Below are 17,986 nucleotides of genomic sequence, written 5' to 3'. Positions count from 1 at the left end.
ATTATAGATTTTGCCTAATGTTTTTTTGTTATCAACGACTCCTTTCAGTATCTTTTGTTTTTCGGCTGTTAATAAGATTGTGAAATTTGTTATTTGTAGATGATGTCTTGCGTGATTCGTGTCCAATCGCTATTGCTTGTTGCTGTATTAATAATGTATTAGCTTGAGCTTTCCTTAAATTTATACCTTGGTCTTTAGATTCTTCAGTAGTTAGAATGTTTTGCCCTTTAGAGAGTTTGATCGCACTATCGCATACGAAAACTCCGCAATCATATACATTTTCTTGTTGCTTGGTATTTAGGTCTGTTATTTTTGCATCGGGATAAATTTCGGTAATATATTCTGTTACTTTTGGTCGAGATTCCAATGGCTCACCATAGGGATCATTATACATAAAGTTTATATTACCTTTATAATCTTTACTAGCCATTAAGAGTAACCAATGTTTATGTCCTGTATTTAGTGGTATAATTGTAGGCTTATTATCTAGTATTAAATCCTCTACTGTAACACGAAGAGTATCTTTTAGTATTTCCGGCTCTTCTAAAGAGGCATGATGAAATATAGAGAACATATTCTTATCTATATTTGCTTCCAATATATTTTTTATATCATCTTCAGTGTATAAATAAGTAGGTTGTTTTATATTTCCTGTATTATAAACACCAACTTGATCTTCAGTATTTATAACCAGTGATGATTTTTTTTCAGGTATCTGCTGTTTTGGCTCTATTACTGGTTTGGCTAATTGTTGTTCTGCTTTTAGAGATTCCTTATACATTTCCTGTGGAATTCCTAATTTTTCCCATGGTTTTTGATTATTAGCGGGAGCTTGCTGTTGCGGTGGATTTATAGAAGATGCAACAGTGGTTAGTGGTTCTTCTGTTATTGTCGGCTTTGCTTCCGTAGTTGGAGTTGTTGATTCGTGAGTTTTAGGTTCTTCTTTTTTGCCGAATATTGCTTCTTTAAAACTAGTTATTATATCTTTAAAATAGTTAAAAATTCTTTTAAAAAAACCTTGCGGTTGTGGTTGGTTTGCTTTTGGAGGTTCATATGATATTGTTTGTTCTACTTGTATATCCTTAGGTCTATCATTCATAACTTTCTTTGTATTAATAAAATTAAAGTTAATAGGATTTACCTCAGTTTTACCTAAATCTTTTTGAAATTGCCTAGATATTTGTGATATATATTTTTTTAAGTTTTCAGCAGCATTATTTGCATCTTTTAAGATTTCATTAATTTCGAGTTTCAATCCGTAAATTTGATCTTCAGAGGTAATACCGAATTTAGCAGTGATAAGATTTGTTGCTTCGTCTGCAGAAAGAGGCCAAGTTTCTATAATCACTCTACCGCCTTGATTTTTAGCGTTTTTTATTATTTTATCTAGCTTTTCTTTATCAGGTATTGTACCGGAAAGTAATTGATCAATTTTACGATCAGATACAAGATTGTTAAAAACAGATGTTACTAAACTTATATCCGTAATTGTAGTGGCTTTATCTTTTGGTACTATACCATCGGCTATAGATAAATTTTGATCTGCTTCATTTGTAAAAAAAACATGATCAACTTTTTTCATAATTTGCTTCCAATAAGCTTCTAGTTCAGAATTTTGGGGTAATGAATTATATTGATCAAAAGTAATAGTAGTTTTTATATTTAAATTTTGTAAATTAATTAAATCTTGTACCTTAAAAATGGGTTGTATATTATTGTTATTAAGTTGAATATTAAAAATCGGTGTTTTGCCCTTTTTGTGGGATTCTTGTAAGATCTCCGAAAAAATACGTTCTTTATCGGGTATATGTAATGCTTTATTAACTTCTAGCCGGATAATAGGCAGTTTATTTTGAGTTTCCTGCTTGTTTATTTTCTCTAATATCCGATCTGCATCTCCAAGTAACAGAGTAAATATAATAGGCTCAGCCATTACTAACCTTTATTAAAAGAATATTGGGTTCTGTGAAAATTTCTAATTGATTTGCTATTTTAAGATATTTTTTAGCAAAAATTATAAGGTTTTTGAAGGAATAGTTATTCATATTTCAAAAAAATCTTATAATTTGCAGCAAAAAAGAGCCAAAATTAAATCTTTTTAGAAATCTTCACAGAATCTACATATAATTATTAGAATTTTTGAGCTTTAAATCAAGCTATATTTAATAATCTGTGCTTTAGCTTATATAATTTATCCATTTTATGTGCTAATTCATGGTTATGTGTTACCATAATAATTGCGGTATTATGTTCTTTTGCTACTTTTAAAAATAAATTAAATACTTCATTTGTAGTTTTGGGATCTAAATTACCTGTCGGTTCATCTGCTAAAATAATTTTCGGCTTATTAATTAAGCTCCGAGCTATAGCGACCCGTTGTTGTTCTCCTCCCGATAATTCTCCAGGCATATTATAGAGTTTTTTCCCAAGCCCTAAATCATCTAATATCTTTGTTGCATCTTCTATTGCTTCTTTTTGGTCAAGACCACTAATAAGCCTTGGCATAATAACATTTTCAAGAGCGGTAAAATCTTTAAGTAAGTGATGTTGTTGATAGATAAAACCTAAATAATGAAGACGAATTAGATGATATTTTTGATACTTGCTATTTGGTATGATGACTTGACCTTTTGTAGGTTTATCAAGCAAGCCGGCAATATGTAGTAAAGTTGATTTGCCGCTACCTGAAGAACCTATTATAGCGATTAATTCACCTTCATTAACCGTTAGATTAAGATCATCTAGTACTCTAACAATAGTTTTGCCTTGGCTGTAATGTTTTGAGATATTTTTTAAAATGAGGACTGTATTATTCATATCTTAGGGCATCCACGGGATTTAATTTTGAGGCTCTATAAGAAGGATAAATTGTCGCAAGAAAACACAAGATTATAGATAAAGAGGTAATTAAAATAATATCCTCAGCTCTTACTTTTGAAGGTAAACTATAAAGAAAATAAATAGCTGCCTCGAAAATTTTAGTACCGGTTATACGCTCCAAATAATTCTTGATAGTTTGAATATTATAAGAAAAGGTAACACCAAGGATTACACCTAGTGTTGTGCCAAGTAATCCTATAAACATTCCGTTATAGATAAAAATAAGCATTATTTGCTTAGTGCTTGCTCCCATAGTTCTAAGAATTGCAATATCTGAAGTTTTATCTTTAACAAGCATAAATAAGCTTGAAATAATATTAAATGCGGCAACCGTAATAATTAAAGATAGAATAGTAAACATAGCCGTACGCTCAACAGCAAGAGCACTTAAAAATTGTGAATTTAAGGTTTGCCAATTAAATACATATAGGGTTGGACCTAAGAGTGATTGTATTTTATGTGAATATGTGAGAGCTTTATCGGGATCTAGACTATTAATTTCGATTAAATTAATATCGTTGCCGAGAGATAAGAAATTTTGTGCTGCGGTAAGCGGCATTAATATCGTTGTCAAATCATAATCATACATACCGCTATTGAAAATTGCTATAACTTTAAATTCTTTTGATCTTGGCATACTGCCAAAGGTGGTAGAAACTGAATTCGGTGAAATTAATCTAATCTTATCCCCAACGGTTACGCCTAAATTGCTTGCTAATTGTTCTCCGAGTGCTATTACGTTTTTGCCGTGAAAATTATCAAAACTACCAAAATTTACATTTTTAAAAATTTCATTTCTTACACTTAGATCCTTTAATTTCATACCTTTAACAAGCACACCGCTATTATTACTTTTACCAAGAGCCAAAGCTTGACCGTGAGCAATGAATGTTACATGTTTTACATAATCTTGTTTTAGGAGTTTGGCTTTAATCTCTTCATAGTGATCAATACTACCACCTTGCCGATTTATCACTATATCCCCATTTAAGCCGATAATATTTTTAGTAAGCTCTATATGAAAACCGTTCATAACGGACATGACTACTATCAATGTTGCAACGCCGATCATGACGCCCACTAAAGAAAAGGCAGAAATAATAGAAACAAACTTTTCGTTTTTCTTAGCTCTAAAATATCTGAAAGCTATCTTGAAGATAAAATTGTTATTGATCATTTGTTTATTTTTTCTTACATCCGTTTCTAGGTTATTTCTGTGTGAATCAGCTTTTTTGTCATTGTGAACAGCCGTAGGCTGCGTGGTAATCTTATGAAATAATAACAAATTCCTGAGATTGTTTCGTCAACACTTACAGTTTTTCCTCGCAATGACGACACAATTGATGACATAAAGACATCTACACGTTACTAGAAATCTCAAAGACTTTATCATACTTAAATAATTTAGGTAATGTTACTAACCCAAATAGTGTAACACTGGATATAGTAATGCCAAGAGGAGTAAAAGTACCGTTAAAAATCCTACTAATTGCAGCCCAAATGCCGTTAAAATCAATCTAGCCACAGTGAAAATAGCCGTCATACGAGCTTTACCGTCCGGAATAGCTTCTAAAAGCAATGGCCATAATATGTTAATCGGATATATCACGCCAAGAGATAATAATAAAGTAACTATTGTTATGGTTAAAGGATTATTAATATTATATACAACTAATATGCTATTGCCTAGTAGGAATAGTATTATAAATATAACTCCAAAATAGAAGCAATTTTTAATACCGAATTTTTTAAAGCAATAACCGCTTGAAAAGCTCATAATTGAGAATAGAGCTGCCATTGCTCCTTGATAAAGTCCGAAATATTCTAAAGTTACACCTAAATCTTGCATATATAAAATAGGAGCAATCCCAATAAATATCCAATATCCTTGTGCAAGAAATATCATTGTAAGTATATAATATATAGCTTTTGGCGATTTGAAGATAGGTATATATTCTTTTAAAGAAATACGTATTTTTGTATTAACTTCTCTTTTTGGAATAAATAATATACCAAGAATTAGGCTGATCAAACCTACTATAAGCAACAAAACAAAATTGCCACGCCAGCCCCAAAATAAATTGACGTAGCTACCTATAACCGGTGCTATTGCCATAGAAAGGGCAATAGTGCCGTTTAAAATGCCCATGAATCTTTGCTGTTCTTGTACCGAATAAATATCGGCAAGAACAATATATACTAGTACTGCAACCGATGATATCCCGCATCCTTGCAAAAATCTTCCAAATAATATCGCTGCATAATTATTTGCAAATACACAAAATAAACTACCAAGATTAAAAATCAGTAAACCGAGTATAATAATCGGTCTGCGTCCGTACCTATCTCCTAAATTACCGACTATAAGCGAAGTAATACAATAAGCAGTTAGATTAACACCAAGTAGTAACTCTGTCATAAAAGTTGAAAGGTTGAATGTATCTTGTATTTCAGGAAGACTTGGAATGAATAAATCTATTTCCGCTCCAGCGAGTATTTCAATGATGATTACGGTAATAATTAATTGTTAGTTTGAGGTTATTTTAGCAAAGTATTATTGAAGCCGAAAGCCTTGCGCGATGTCATCCCTGCGAGGCATTGTTGCATAGATACCAAGTCGTCTTACTATTGTAAATTTTCTCGCAATGATGGAAAAACCGATCCACGCAACAACATTTTTGCGGGAATGACATAAATAAGGACGCAGGAATGGCAGCAAAGCCACACAACAAATTAGCTTTCTATATTCTTATAGCTTACAATAATTAGTGTATTCTTTTACTAAAGAAAGAATAAATGAATACTTATGCTCGTCTAGCAATTTTTATTTATCAGGAGTATATACATGACACGATAACAGGAAGACTGAAAGGAAGTGCAAACAGAAACTTTTAGTAATATATGTTAATAATAATGATTTCTAAAATGTGGGACTATTAACAAAATAAATTTTAAAGCTAATTAAATTTATTTTTACTGCAAATTATAAGGCTTTTTTAAAATAGGATTAACTATTCCTTCAAAACTCTTATTAATTTTCGCTAAAAATTCTTTTTAATTATCAATTAAAATTATTTTGTTCCCAGTCCCCTATCAATTTTAAAAATTAATTAAAATATTACTGATTAATTCCTAAAGCTTGTTTTTGAGTATCGGTAGTATTCTCCATTACCCACTTTTGAACATCAGGACTTAACATATTATACTGATCTGCTGTTAAACTAGCAACCCAAGCTTGTTGATCGTCAGTACTCATGGCTTGTATTTGGGTTGTTGTAACTGAAGCTGGGGCAGGCATTTGCATTGATGAAGCAAATACTGAGCTCGTGAAAGTTAGAATTAATAAAATCTTTAATAAATTTTTCATTTTGTAAACCTTTTTTGTTTTGTAATTACGATTATAACAAAGCTACGGCAGCTTTCAAGCTAAATTATATTAAACATTTAAATTTTTTATACTAAGGAACTTTTATTGTAACAAATATATCAATTATATACTTTATTGTCATTCCCGCGAAAGCGGGAATCTAGTAAAAAGCGTTCAGTATCATACTGTGGCTTGACCACGGGATCTTGTGTCACAGATTATGCCCTAAGATACCACGCTCAAGTCGTGGTATGACATTAAGGTTGACTGGATTCCTGCTTTCGTAGGAATGACATACCCCTTTATATTGTTAACTGCTCTCTGCAAATATTTCGATAAATTTCTGAGTTTTTAGATAAATCATTATGTGATCCTTCAGCGACTACTCCTCCTTTATCTATGACTAAAATATAATCAGCTGATTCTATACTACTAATTCGATGGGCAATTGATATAATAATGTTCCCTCTCATTATTTTTTTTATAGACTCTAGTAATTTCTGTTCGCTCATCGTATCTAAAGCACTCATTGCCTCATCAAGAAGCAAAATTTGCGGCATGCGTAGTAATGCTCTAGCAATAGCTATTCTTTGTTTCTGTCCTCCTGATAATCTAACCCCTCTTTCACCGATTTTAGCATTTATACCGTCATGAAGTTTAGCAGCAAATTCTTCTATTCCTGTAATTTTTATTATCTCATTTATTTCGTCGTCGCTTGCTTCATTATTACCGAATATAATATTTGATTTTATAGTGCCGGAAAAAATGCTAGCCTCTTGAGGAACATAGGCAATTAATTTACGAATTTCAGCAGGATTTAAAAGATTTATATCTTGATTGTTAATAAGGATAGTGCCGTTTTCTTGCCGGTAAAAACGCAGCAGTAACTGTATCACAGTACTTTTTCCTGCACCTGATCTACCTACAATACCAAGAAACTTATTGGCATTTATCTTCAAAGACATATTATTAATAATCCTTAAATTAGGTCTTGAATGATAGGTAAAATCAACATTTTTGAATTCTATCGAGATTGGATCGGAATTATTTAATTCTAAATAATTATTATGTGCTATAGGTGTCTTATCTATAATTGTAATTATTCTCTCAAGGGCTGTAACAGGTAAATGCATTTCGCTTAGTAGCTCAAAAATACCGCCACAGCTAACTCCGGCGATAATCGCATAATAAATAAACGAGATAATTTGTCCCGCAGATAAATGACCTTTCACTATATCTGAAGCTCCGATCCAAACGACTAAAGTAATCGCAAGAAATATAACGGCTATTGAAATCGCAAAGAATAAAGCACGAATTTTTAAACGGGTTTTGCAGTATATTAAATAGTTTTGTAATTTAGTGTCAAAATCGGCAATTTTGTTTATTTGATGGTTAAAAGCATAAATAGCTCTAATATTATTAAAAGTTTCATCAATATCCGATGCTAAAAGTGACTTAGATTCTAGAGCTTTTTTAGATAAAACCTTAACATGCTTGCCGAATTTAATTAAAGGAATTAATAAGATAGGAATGGTAATAATTACTATAGAAGCGAGTTTAAAGCTTTCAAAAAACATTAATGTAATGCCGCCAATTAGCATCACCGAATTGCGAATAAAAAAAGATAAGAAATTAACGATGAGAGTAGATATTTGATCTATATCATTTGTTAGGCGTGAAATTATATCGCCGATTTTTAGTTCTTCAAACTCTTCAATTTCATAATTAATTAAATTACTATAAGCTTCTTTTCTTATTTGATTAACTGCCTTTTCAGCAACATTATTGATAAAATATGAACGAAAAAAACTAGCAATACTTAAGATGATAATTAATAAACAAATATATAATATAGATTTATCAACCGATAAAATATGGTCTTTGCTCAAGCCTTTATCAACTAAATTTCTAAAAACACTACCGATTAGTAATAATGAAGCTGATACGCTAAGTAAAGAGATCATAACGATGATCAAATCTTTTTTATAGAACCTTAGATATTTAGCTAGTCTATATAAAAGTTTGATATCCATAAGAAAAAAATGTCATTGCAAGCGACTGTAGGCGTTGTTGCATGGATGTCAAATCATCATTGCAAGGAGCGAAGCGACGTGGCAATCCAGAAAAATAACAAAAAAGTACTAATTTTAGCATTTTTTACTGGATTGCTTCGTCAATTACTTTGTAATTTTCTTCGCAATGATGATTTGGTAACCACACAACAATTCCAAAATATGGGGCGAGTGACGGGATTCGAACCCGCGACCCTCAGAACCACAACCTGATGCTCTAACCAACTGAGCTACACCCGCCATAAATTAACAACATAAATTTAGATTATCAGAAGGAGTTAGTCAAGAATATTTATTGTATTAACATATATTATTTGACTTATATATTATAACTATATATAGTTACAACATGAATCAGTATATAAAACTTATAAATAAAGAAAGCTAAACAAAATCCTAAAGGATTCAGTTTCTCTGATTCATACTTTAATGACTAAGTGCGGTTGGGTTAAAGATAGGCCAAAAGGTAGCCATCAGATTTGGTACTTGCCCAAAGGAAATAGGTTATCTATTCACACTTTTGGAAATATGGAAAAAGAATATCAAGTTCGACCATTTTTAAACTTTGCAAAAGGAAATGAAGATGAAAACAAATGATACATTTGATGGATTTACTATAGAACTTTTTAAAGATACGGATGGAGATTGGCTAGCAAGGTTTGAAGAGCTACCGAATGTATCAGCTTTTGGTAATTCGCCTGAAAAAGCACTGCAAGAATTACAACAAGCTTGGACTTTAATGAAAGAAAGTTATATAAGTCATAATCAATCTATCCCCTTAGCTCCGTCTAGGAAAGAGTATAGCGGACAGTTTAATGTTAGAGTAGATAAACGTGTGCATCGAGCTTTAGTACTTGAAGCACTTAGAGCAAAAATTAGTTTAAATGCTTTAGTATCTCAAAAATTAACTTTATCGGTAAAACAATGAAAAAAAAAGCAGTTATTTTATTAAGCGGTGGACCTGATTCTACTACGGTTCTTGAGATAGTTAGCAAAACGGATTATGAAATTTATGCTCTAAGTTTTAATTATCATAGACGCAATAGTCTGGAAGTCCAAAAAATCCAAGGATTAATTAAAGATTATAATGTAAAACAACATAGGGTTATTAATATTGATTTGCAGTCATTTATCGGTTCTGCATTGACTGATGATAATATAGATGTACCAAAATTTAAAAACACAGATCAATTACCAAGTGACATACCGGTTACTTATGTACCGGCACGTAATACAATATTTTTAAGCTACGCACTAGGAGTTGTTGAGGTTATAGGAGCTAGAGATATTTTTATTGGGGTACACACTAATGATTATACTAACTATCCTGATTGTCGTCCTGAATATATAAAATCTTTTGAAGCAATGGCAAATTTAGCAACTAGGGTAGGAGTAAATGGAGAAAAAATTACTATCCATGCTCCTTTAATAAATATGACTAAAGAGCAAATAATTAAAAAAGGGCTTGAGCTTGGAGTAGATTATAGTAAAACAATATCATGTTATGATCCAACAGAAGACGGTTTATCTTGTGGTCAATGCCTATCATGTATTGCACGACTTGATGCTTTTAAAAAGAATAATGTACAAGACCCGATTAAGTATGTATAATTATAGATATATACTCATAAATAAAATTAATAATAAAATAATATGAAGTAAATTTGTATACAAGGTGGAAACCGTTGTTCACCTTGTATACTCATTATTTAAAAATCTTCTGTATAATATGAATATGCAATATTTATATTATACAGAAAAATAGTTAGTATATATGATAAATAGAGGACATTTATATGCCCCTTTTCCTGTGCTTGATTTAAACGATATAGTTTTACGAGAGTTAGTCGCGGAGGATGCACAAGATTATTTTAATTATATGAGTAAGCCGGAAATGGCTATTTATATAACTGATAGCAATAGGCCTAAAGACGTAGAAGAAGCCGGAGAGGCAATACGTTATTGGTCTAGTTTATATAAAAATCATAGAAGTTTTTATTGGGGAATTGCCATTAAAGACGATAATAAATTAATAGGTACTGCCGGTTTTAATATAATAAATCTAGAGCATCATAGAGCAGAAATAAGTTATGATCTAGATCCTAATTTTTGGGGTCAAGGTATGATGTTAAAATCTATAAAGAATATTTTAAAATGTGCTGATTATATTGGTATTATAAGAGTACAAGCAACAGTAATTACTGATAATTTTCGTTCAATTAATCTTCTTGAGAGATGCGGTTTTGCTAGGGAAGGAATTCTTAAAAAATACGAAATAGTTGCAAATGAGCATAAAGATTATTATATATACGCAAGAGTACTATAGTAAGAATTGTTAAAATAAACATAAAAAAGAAAGTTAATGGTAGTAGAAGCTGATAAAAAAGCATTGATTTGTTCGTTTTGTAGTAAAAAACAACATGAGGTAAAAAAACTGATAGCAGGTCCTGCAGTATTTATTTGTGATGAATGTATAGATTTATGTACAGATATTATGAAAGAAGAAAATAAAGTTGCTTTAAAGCAAATTACTTCTTCAATTCCAACGCCGCAAAAAATATGTGGCATTCTAAATGATTATGTAGTTGGGCAAGATCAAGCGAAAAAGATTTTAGCAGTAGCGGTTTATAACCATTATAAGAGGCTTGAATATGTACAATCCGGCAATAATGACGTTGAGCTTAATAAGTCGAATATCTTACTGATCGGTCCTACCGGTTCAGGAAAAACTTTACTTGCTCAAACGCTTGCTAAAATTTTAGACGTACCTTTTACTATGGCGGATGCTACTTCTTTAACGGAAGCCGGGTATGTCGGTGAAGATGTTGAGAATATATTACTACGTTTATTGATAGCATCTGAGTTTAATATAGCAAAAGCACAAAAAGGTATAATTTATATTGACGAGGTTGATAAAATTGCCCGTAAATCGGAGAATCCTTCTATTACACGGGATGTATCGGGTGAAGGAGTACAGCAGGCATTACTTAAAATTATGGAAGGAACAGTTGCTTCCGTGCCTCCTCAAGGCGGTAGGAAACACCCACAACAAGATTTCGTACAGTTAGATACTTCAAATATCTTATTTATTTGTGGTGGTGCTTTTATGGGGATTGATAGCATTATAACCTCAAGAACTAATCATAGTTCTATAGGCTTTGCAGCTAACGTAAATATGGATAAAGAGAAAAATAATAGTGAGATTCTTAAATCCCTAGAGATTGAGGATTTAACTAAATTCGGTTTAATTCCTGAATTTATCGGTAGATTACCTATCGTTACTACTTTAGATGAGTTAGACAAAGAAGCTTTAATTACAATTTTAACTAAGCCTAAGAACGCCATAGTAAAGCAATATCAGAAACAATTTGAGCTTGATGATGCTGAGCTTGTAATTGATGATTCAGCCTTAGAAACTATTGCCGAAAAAGCTCTAGCTAAAAAGACGGGAGCAAGAGGACTTCGTTCAATACTTGAGCATCTTTTGCTTGATAGTATGTATAAAGTTGCCGAGCTAAAAAGACAGCGTGTTACTATTACAAAAGAGGTAGTTAACGGCTTAGTCGAACCGATAATGACCTCTCTCATTTCTACAAAATCAAACAAAAAACAACCGATTATTGCAGATATACCGGCGTAAATATTATTTCTTCTCTATGTCATTCCCGCGTAGGCGGGAATCCAGAAAAATAACTTCAATATTGATGTAAGAAGTTACACATGTGATAAAGTAAACATATACAACACAAGTTTTTTATATGTTTTACTGGATTCCCGCCTACGCGGGAATGACATAAACAAGCCTGCAACAAGACCTACGACTGCTCGCAATGATGGGTGGGTATCCACACAACAATGCCGGCTTGACCACAGGACAATACTAATTTAGTATAAAATTTATCCTAAACTAGTATTATAGCGGTTTAAATACCATTAAGAAAAACCATTAAGAAAAAAATAATACTCAAACTGATAAATACCGGCCAGCCTAGGTAGAATCATAATTTAAATAATTTATAATATTTTTCCGGTAGGGGAATTCGCGGTTTTAATGTTTCAAGTGCCATATTTCGTAGTGGAATTTGAATCCATACCACCAGAAGCCAACAACTACCGGCGATTATGTATCCGCTATAAGTTAAGGTAAGCCATAAATTAAAATAATTATAGCCAAGCATATTTACTAATATTATGCCGATAACCGGTTGAATTATCACAGTTGGAGTAGTAAAAAGAAGATCAGCTATTGTAGTGCGAGTTGCATATGCCGTTGCATTCAAATCACCGGTTTTATTTGCCCACCACATAAAAAAAGCAGTACCAATTCCAGTACCAAATAAAGTGGTAGAGCTAATAATATGCATAGTTTTTATAAAAAGATAATCCATTATTTATCTCGTTCTATTGTCATGAATACTAAAGTAAGTAATATTACTGGAATATTTTTAAATATCGGACCAAGCGGATCTAGCCACAATATTGGCTTAAGATATGTTAATAGTAGAGTATAAGCTAGTATTAATAAAATTTGTAAACTACATATCCTATTTATTTTATTTTTGATAATTAGTAGAATTCTAAGAATAATATCTGTAAAGCAGCTTCCATATGTAAGGTGCTATTTGTTTATCAAATCCTAGTGATATTATAATTTGCATACTAGCATCATAAACAAAAATGCTTGAAATAATTCCTGTCATTATCCACAATAGTCCTAAGACAATTTTTATTATAGGTTTTAAAAAATAAAGCCTAGCGTGCCATATGGATTGTACGGTTAAAGGTTCGGTTGCAAAACCTTGTTGCAAGTTTCTAGGGATTATAGAAGTAAAATCGATAAAATCTTTTTTATCAGCAATATTAGGTTGAAGTAACATATTATACGCAGTAGAATTAATGGGTCCTATTTTTAGACAATCCCCTAATTTAGCTGCTATTTTAATGAATATTAAAGGAATTTTTATTAGTCTTCCATGACTCCAAGCCATCTTCTGAATCCAAGCAAGATATCCTTCATGTTCACTATGTCTGGTCCAACTATTTTTAATAATGTGTGGATTTTTCCTTCCCTTTCTATGCAGTGAATAATTACTTTCGTTAAATCATCAATATGAATAGGTTGAAATTGTTGTAAACCATCACCTATTAAAGGAATAAAATACGGTAATGTTGCAAGAGCCCTAAATAGCGAGGTACCACCATAACAACCGCTTGCGTAAACAAGAGACGGTTGTAAAATTATCCAGTCTATATTTCTAATTTTTGTACATATTCTTCAGCTGCTTTTTTAGTTAAAGCATAAGCAGTGTTTTTTTCATCATCTATTCCAAGAGCTGAAATATGAATAATTCTTTGTACGTTAGTAAGGGTGCAAGCCTTAAATAGAGCCTTTGGATCATTGACATGAACATTGCCAATATTATTGCATGACTAGACGTTAACACACCTGATACATTAATAACTATATCTATGTTATTTAATCTATTTATCCAGCTTTGTGGTGTTAGGTCTATATTAAAATCACAGTATATCACTTCTGCAGTAGGGAATTTTTCCTGGTCGATTCAACATCTCTAACACAGCATATTACTTTATAATTATTCTTTAATAATTCAGTTGTAATATATGATCCAATAAAGCCGTTAGCTCCTGTTACTAGTATTCTCATTATAATATAAACGATTCAGGTACTGACATTTTTTATATCATTAATCAGATCCTGTTGCCAATAGAAGATAAAAAAGGATATGTTATGTCCACAACTATTGTTTTTTTGGTTAAAAACTTTTATAACCCAATCCTCTTCTCTCTTATCATAAACTAGGGTTGCTCGTGTGTGACTTTAATGTTAAAATAATTAAAGATTATAAATGATTATATATAAAAGATTTGAATAAATATTAAGAGATGTTTATATTTTTAATATTTATTTAATTGAAATTATGAGTAATAAACTAGAAGTAATAATACAATATTATAATGATATATCAAATTTAGGCGTAAGATTATGGAAAACTACTACAGCACTTGCTAGTTTTAATTTAGGTGAGGTATGGAAAATATGGTTCTGTGATAAAAATTTTAAAGATCTACTGACACTAGATCAAAGTTTAATTTATACTCAATCTTTAGAAACAATGTTAAGTAAAGTAGCTGCTACCGGAAAGTATCAAGATAATAATATTGATCATTCTCAATAGAGCCATTGTTTTGAAGAGCTAAATAATCGAGATCATTTTTTATGTATAAAGTTACAGAAGTTAATAGGAGTAGAAAACAAGAATATCATTGATGCTATGCTAGATGATATAGGGGATATAAATTCATTAGATTTTAGTACCCTAGTTACTAAAGTCCAAGTGTTTTTAAAAAATAATTTAGATCAATCTGAACACTTGATTAAAGCAGCCAAAGAAATCGATGCTATGGCATATCCTCTGACGAGAGAATATTTTTCGCTATATAGCTAAAGCAATATTACTTACAAATACTTTAAATGCGCCTTCCTCGTATGAAAACGAGTTTAATATAGTAAAAAAAGCTCATTTAAATTTTGCAAATTATCTTAATTCATTAGAGCAAAGTCTTACTAGAATAGAAAAAGCTAGTGATAAGTATAATGAAGATCACAAAATTGCTTCTTGGTTAACCGAAAAATCAGCTTTAGTTAGTAATCATTCAGGTAAAATAGCAATTACTTATGTTTCTCTTATAGTGGGTGTAATTGCTTTACGTTCATATGTAGTTGACGAAAAGGATCCTTGGTATGAATTATGTGCTTTACCGACCACTAACCTTGCGATGCTACAAATTTTATTATCTTTCCCGGTACGGTCTTATCAAATAGACAAACTAAAGAGATGAATAATAATATGTTTCAAGCATTAGAAAATAACAATGACAATGCTGAAGATGTTAAATTTTTATTTGATCATACTCCAAGCTTTGCTAATGATGCCGTAAATACAACTGCGATTTGTTTTAGATATGCTGCTAATTTAGGGTTGTAGCCTATTGATTTATTAAATAGTGATACTCTATTAATCGTATAATTGTATATACGGGCTTTACGATGGTATACAGTTGCAGGAGTAGTAGAAGAACAGAGTAAAGTTACAAATTTTATGCAAAATAAATTAATTAAATTTTTGCATGATAAAATTGTACCGGCTTTAATTGAGCATAAGCAATTTACAGCTGAAGAAATTAAACCATATTTTCAGTTACTATATAAACATTCCAAAACAGATAAGAATACGCAAATAAAACTTCAGGCAATATATAATAAACTTACCAATCAAGATATAGATTTTAACAATATTGAATCAGACATTAGTATCTATCATGAATGGAAGAGTACTGCTATATGTTCGGCAATAGCCACACTGATTTTGGATTATATCTGTTTTTATTTTCGTAATCCAGCATTAGGATTTTATGAAGATCCAATGTTTTATGCATCAACTTCTGTTAAATTCATGCGTCTTGCTTCTTTATATTAGTATCAACATATTACGGCAATAAAGTTATAGAAAATATCACCAACAAAACATTAACTAATGATGTGTTTTTTCAAAAGTTTTACTATAATGATGCGGCAAGATTGACCGTAGCGATAGTACCTTTAGTAATGTTTGAGTCTATTAAAGATTTACAATTCTTAAGTCTTGCAACTTTAATAGATGTTTTAACAACTGTTATATCGGATTTCAATGTCGGCAAGGCAATTAGTAGTGCAGGCAAGAATATTGCCGAGAAAACCGCTACTACCCTTACTTGGCTTAATAAGGTTACCTCAGGCACAAACGGATGATACAGTTATTGATATTGATCCTACAGAAGAAGTACCATGCTTAGAGGTTTTGTGGACACTGCTAATTGATTTGCTATTTTGCAGCAAAAAATAGCCAAAATTAAATCTTTTTAGAAATGTCCACAAAACCTCGATTAAGGTTGTAAAATTTACGTTATTTAATGTGCTCTTCCCATTTCAAATATAATTGAATCTTCAGAATTAAGTGTTGCATATATTAAAAAAGGCGAGGTGACATAGGACTGCACTTCGCTATGCATAAAAGCTTGGTACATTATCAATCTCTAAAGTAAAGTTTTTGCTATATTCAAGAAGTTTTTGAGCAGCTTTTAAGTGTATCAAATAACCTGTAGTTGTATTAAAGTAACCACCATGACCTATCTTCTTTAAATACGGATTATTGTAAATATTATAAAATATTTTGTTTTTAGAATGTGACAAGGACAAATAAATTAAATCCCAGTCGGTAGGTAAATGTTTAAGCATTGTTAAAAATTTATTACGGAAATCGTCATTTAGTATAGCATCATCTTCTATTATTAGGGCATAAGGTATATTGTCTTTAACCATTTTAAGCCAAATTTCTCTATGGTTACAATAACAACCGAGTTCACCTGCCGTTAAAGTATGATTTAATATTGCTATCGGAATAATAATTTATATTTTCCGAAGGACAAAGTACAGTATAACCGTTATTAAGGGATAAAAGAGCAGGGTTATTTTTTACATCTAATCCGGTAAATCTTTTTCCCCCTGAATCTGTTATAGATAAATTATAACCGTCTACTGCACTAAACCTTTCATAGAATAAATTATTATTGTCGAATTGTTTACTAATATTGTTATATCTATCAGTGCTGCGTAGGTTTACTATAAAAATTTTAATATCTTTTTCTTCAAGTGGAGCAAGAACCTATTTGATAAGTTTTTAAAAATATAAAAAGCAATGATAAACAAATAATTATAATTGATATTATAAAAATAGTTTTTAATTTGTATTTAATAAAGGTAATTTTTTACTTAATTTTTCTTTTACTGCGATGTAATTATTTTCTGAAGCCGGTATATATATCTTATAATATTTTTCATCATCTTTATCAACAGAAATAATATAATTATATAAATCTTCTTCTGAATAATCTTTAGCAAATATTACTGAATTAGGGTTTACATCTTTTATATAACTTTTATCTGCATAATATATAATAGGTACTGCTCCTGCTAAATAAGCTTGAAAAGGTTTTGCAGTAACATACCACTCATATGTTTTATTTTCAAAAGCAATAACAAATTTACATTTAGATAACCATTCACGAGTTTTTTCTTTTGGTATAATTGTAGATTCAGTATTTAAATATTTACTGCCGCTTACTACTTTTTTATACAGCGACAATTTATGAAAAAATCGATTTTTCTTGCTATGCAGCCGTCGTTCTCAGGATCTTCTATACCGTTAGAGACTAAGAAACAAGCAAAATACGTGTTGTTCGGATTGTATTTTGAGCGTTTATATTCAAGTACTGATGTCATTAGTACAATACATATAATATAAAGGTATTCTTATATAATTTGGATGATCTATATAATCAAAACCTATAGATATATCATAATTTTCTAGCTTTGGTCTAACCGATTCACCGGTAAAAAATATCTTTATACTATCTTTATTACTAATAGTTCTTTGACCAAAAACACTATCAATAATAAGGTTATAATTGTTATAATCTATAACAATTGTTCGTCCGTTTTCTTCAATGATTTCTTTTATCATCGGTAGCTCGTCTATTGTAAAGCCCGGCCACATATTAATAAAACTCACTCTTATAGCATGTTTGTTTTCTTTTTTAGGAGCTT

General features: G+C 30.9%; 21 protein-coding genes, 1 tRNA gene and 2 pseudogenes. 10 read left to right on the top strand and 14 right to left on the bottom strand.

The window, feature by feature from the left end:
• Positions 1 to 31: 31 nt before the first annotated feature.
• The 7 genes and pseudogenes from RPR_RS06675 to RPR_RS06640 all read right to left on the bottom strand — a co-directional run bounded on the left by RPR_RS06675 (position 32) and on the right by RPR_RS06640 (position 8,559).
• A complete protein-coding gene (locus RPR_RS06675; protein ID WP_012736988.1) occupies positions 32 to 1,933 on the bottom strand; it encodes a Ulp1 family isopeptidase in 1,902 nt (633 codons plus the stop codon).
• Between the two features lie 218 nt (positions 1,934 to 2,151).
• A complete protein-coding gene (locus RPR_RS06670) occupies positions 2,152 to 2,817 on the bottom strand; it encodes an ABC transporter ATP-binding protein (RefSeq protein ID WP_012736987.1) in 666 nt (221 codons plus the stop codon).
• Complete coding sequence (locus RPR_RS06665; protein WP_085065756.1) at positions 2,810 to 4,057, bottom strand: lipoprotein-releasing ABC transporter permease subunit; 1,248 nt, start codon at positions 4,055 to 4,057, stop codon at positions 2,810 to 2,812. Before RPR_RS06665 ends, RPR_RS06670 begins: the two co-directional genes overlap by 8 nt.
• A 181-nt stretch (positions 4,058 to 4,238) precedes the next feature.
• Positions 4,239 to 5,359, bottom strand: a pseudogene (locus RPR_RS06655) (multidrug effflux MFS transporter).
• A 639-nt stretch (positions 5,360 to 5,998) separates the two neighbouring features.
• On the bottom strand, positions 5,999 to 6,247 hold the full coding sequence (locus tag RPR_RS06650; protein ID WP_012736984.1) for a DUF2673 domain-containing protein: 249 nt from the start codon (positions 6,245 to 6,247) through the stop codon (positions 5,999 to 6,001).
• A 302-nt stretch (positions 6,248 to 6,549) separates the two neighbouring features.
• On the bottom strand, positions 6,550 to 8,280 hold the full coding sequence (locus RPR_RS06645; protein ID WP_012736983.1) for an ABC transporter ATP-binding protein: 1,731 nt from the start codon (positions 8,278 to 8,280) through the stop codon (positions 6,550 to 6,552).
• Positions 8,281 to 8,482: 202 nt separating this feature from the next.
• Positions 8,483 to 8,559: transfer RNA gene (locus RPR_RS06640), tRNA-His, on the bottom strand.
• Positions 8,560 to 8,748: 189 nt separating this feature from the next.
• Here RPR_RS06640 and RPR_RS09810 point away from each other — a divergent pair.
• The 5 genes from RPR_RS09810 (at position 8,749) to clpX (ending at position 11,959) form a co-directional block, all read left to right on the top strand.
• Positions 8,749 to 8,916, top strand: coding sequence for a type II toxin-antitoxin system HicA family toxin (locus RPR_RS09810; protein WP_085065754.1), 168 nt, complete (start codon positions 8,749 to 8,751; stop codon positions 8,914 to 8,916).
• Positions 8,903 to 9,247, top strand: a complete 345-nt coding sequence (locus RPR_RS06630; RefSeq protein WP_012151206.1) for a type II toxin-antitoxin system HicB family antitoxin — start codon at positions 8,903 to 8,905, stop codon at positions 9,245 to 9,247. Before RPR_RS09810 ends, RPR_RS06630 begins: the two co-directional genes overlap by 14 nt.
• Positions 9,244 to 9,930 (top strand): 7-cyano-7-deazaguanine synthase QueC, encoded by a 687-nt coding sequence (queC, locus tag RPR_RS06625; protein ID WP_012736982.1) that lies wholly within the window; start codon positions 9,244 to 9,246, stop codon positions 9,928 to 9,930. The genes RPR_RS06630 and queC overlap by 4 nt, the downstream gene beginning before the upstream one ends.
• A 163-nt stretch (positions 9,931 to 10,093) precedes the next feature.
• Positions 10,094 to 10,645 carry a GNAT family N-acetyltransferase gene (locus RPR_RS06620; protein ID WP_012736981.1) on the top strand — a complete coding sequence of 184 codons (552 nt, stop codon included), beginning with the start codon at positions 10,094 to 10,096 and terminating at the stop codon, positions 10,643 to 10,645.
• Between the two features lie 36 nt (positions 10,646 to 10,681).
• Positions 10,682 to 11,959, top strand: a complete 1,278-nt coding sequence (gene clpX, locus RPR_RS06615) for an ATP-dependent Clp protease ATP-binding subunit ClpX (RefSeq protein ID WP_012736980.1) — start codon at positions 10,682 to 10,684, stop codon at positions 11,957 to 11,959.
• 358 nt (positions 11,960 to 12,317) lie between these two features.
• On the opposite strand, the gene RPR_RS06610 is transcribed toward clpX, so the two are convergent.
• The 4 genes from RPR_RS06610 to RPR_RS09270 all read right to left on the bottom strand — a co-directional run bounded on the left by RPR_RS06610 (position 12,318) and on the right by RPR_RS09270 (position 13,987).
• Positions 12,318 to 12,707, bottom strand: coding sequence for a DUF2269 family protein (locus RPR_RS06610; protein WP_012736979.1), 390 nt, complete (start codon positions 12,705 to 12,707; stop codon positions 12,318 to 12,320).
• Positions 12,707 to 12,883 (bottom strand): DoxX-like family protein, encoded by a 177-nt coding sequence (locus RPR_RS09280; protein WP_228368929.1) that lies wholly within the window; start codon positions 12,881 to 12,883, stop codon positions 12,707 to 12,709. The genes RPR_RS06610 and RPR_RS09280 overlap by 1 nt, the downstream gene beginning before the upstream one ends.
• A 13-nt stretch (positions 12,884 to 12,896) precedes the next feature.
• Positions 12,897 to 13,307, bottom strand: a complete 411-nt coding sequence (locus RPR_RS09275) for a hypothetical protein (protein ID WP_228368841.1) — start codon at positions 13,305 to 13,307, stop codon at positions 12,897 to 12,899.
• A gap of 542 nt (positions 13,308 to 13,849) precedes the next feature.
• A complete protein-coding gene (locus RPR_RS09270; protein ID WP_228368840.1) occupies positions 13,850 to 13,987 on the bottom strand; it encodes an NAD-dependent epimerase/dehydratase family protein in 138 nt (45 codons plus the stop codon).
• Between the two features lie 274 nt (positions 13,988 to 14,261).
• Between RPR_RS09270 and RPR_RS06600 the strand changes: the two genes are divergently transcribed.
• The 5 genes and pseudogenes from RPR_RS06600 (at position 14,262) to RPR_RS06585 (ending at position 16,226) form a co-directional block, all read left to right on the top strand.
• Positions 14,262 to 14,519: a hypothetical protein gene (locus RPR_RS06600; protein ID WP_085065753.1), complete on the top strand. Its 258-nt coding sequence runs from the start codon at positions 14,262 to 14,264 to the stop codon at positions 14,517 to 14,519.
• A 96-nt stretch (positions 14,520 to 14,615) separates the two neighbouring features.
• The gene (locus tag RPR_RS09265; protein ID WP_228368839.1) at positions 14,616 to 14,789 is read left to right on the top strand and encodes a hypothetical protein; all 174 of its coding nucleotides are present in this window, start codon (positions 14,616 to 14,618) and stop codon (positions 14,787 to 14,789) included.
• Between the two features lie 402 nt (positions 14,790 to 15,191).
• A complete protein-coding gene (locus tag RPR_RS08695; RefSeq protein ID WP_187145819.1) occupies positions 15,192 to 15,329 on the top strand; it encodes a hypothetical protein in 138 nt (45 codons plus the stop codon).
• Between the two features lie 138 nt (positions 15,330 to 15,467).
• Complete coding sequence (locus RPR_RS06590) at positions 15,468 to 15,821, top strand: hypothetical protein (protein ID WP_228368838.1); 354 nt, start codon at positions 15,468 to 15,470, stop codon at positions 15,819 to 15,821.
• Between the two features lie 128 nt (positions 15,822 to 15,949).
• Positions 15,950 to 16,226 (top strand): annotated as a pseudogene (locus RPR_RS06585) (hypothetical protein).
• 158 nt (positions 16,227 to 16,384) lie between these two features.
• On the opposite strand, the gene RPR_RS09260 reads toward RPR_RS06585, so the two are convergent.
• From RPR_RS09260 to RPR_RS08685, 3 genes are all read right to left on the bottom strand, one after another.
• Entirely contained in the window at positions 16,385 to 16,714 is a 330-nt protein-coding gene (locus RPR_RS09260) for a glycosyltransferase family 25 protein (protein WP_266105344.1), read from the bottom strand.
• A 406-nt stretch (positions 16,715 to 17,120) separates the two neighbouring features.
• Complete coding sequence (locus tag RPR_RS06575) at positions 17,121 to 17,525, bottom strand: glycosyltransferase family 10 domain-containing protein (protein ID WP_266105311.1); 405 nt, start codon at positions 17,523 to 17,525, stop codon at positions 17,121 to 17,123.
• Positions 17,526 to 17,645: 120 nt separating this feature from the next.
• The gene (locus RPR_RS08685; RefSeq protein WP_187145815.1) at positions 17,646 to 17,936 is read right to left on the bottom strand and encodes an alpha-1,3-fucosyltransferase; all 291 of its coding nucleotides are present in this window, start codon (positions 17,934 to 17,936) and stop codon (positions 17,646 to 17,648) included.
• Between the last annotated feature and the right edge of the window lie 50 nt (positions 17,937 to 17,986).

The sequence above is a fragment of the Rickettsia peacockii str. Rustic genome, from assembly GCF_000021525.1.
GTDB lineage: Bacteria > Pseudomonadota > Alphaproteobacteria > Rickettsiales > Rickettsiaceae > Rickettsia > Rickettsia rickettsii.
This window is presented reverse-complemented; position numbering and strand designations above follow the sequence as displayed.